Origin of the sequence: Pseudoalteromonas rhizosphaerae (genome assembly GCF_902498845.1) — a bacterium.
GTDB classification, from domain to species: Bacteria; Pseudomonadota; Gammaproteobacteria; order Enterobacterales; family Alteromonadaceae; genus Pseudoalteromonas; species Pseudoalteromonas rhizosphaerae.
In genome coordinates, this window is sequence record NZ_CABVLM010000054.1 from 1 (window position 1) to 471 (window position 471).

Sequence of the window (471 nt, forward strand, 5' to 3'; positions counted from 1 at the left end):
CGATCTACACTGCTTAAATTGGTCAAATGAACTTTTTTACAACCATAAAAAAGAGCACTTAATCGTACTCTTCTCTTTTAAGGGTTAGTTGAATTAATTCAAATCCACTAGTTCGCCTGTTTCTAGGTAGACTAGGCGTTCACAAATGTTAGCAATGTAATCAGCGAAGCGTTCCAGATGCCCTATGATATAAAGGTATTGTGTTCCATTGGGAATTGAGGTTTCTTGGTCTTTCATAAGTCCAATGATTTCCTTTGATAAGGCATAATAATATTGGTCAATCTGTTCATCTTTTTGAGCAATACTAATAGCTTTTGAGGCTTGGTGCAAAGGAAAGGCAACCAATAAATCGGCTAGCATGCTGAGGGATAATTTACCCATTTGGTGTAACTGTTCTTCGCCAGGGGCTAGTTGATTTTCTTTTAGTTGCAAAACAGCTTTGGCAATGCCTGCCATATGGTCTCCCATACG

The 471-nt window shown here is 38.4% G+C and carries 1 protein-coding gene; it reads right to left on the reverse strand.

Annotated elements, in window-relative coordinates:
• Positions 1-93 precede the first annotated feature (93 nt).
• A partial coding sequence (locus PSR9079_RS23430; RefSeq protein ID WP_218939808.1) for a PhoU domain-containing protein occupies positions 94-471 on the reverse strand: 378 nt, incomplete at its 5' end.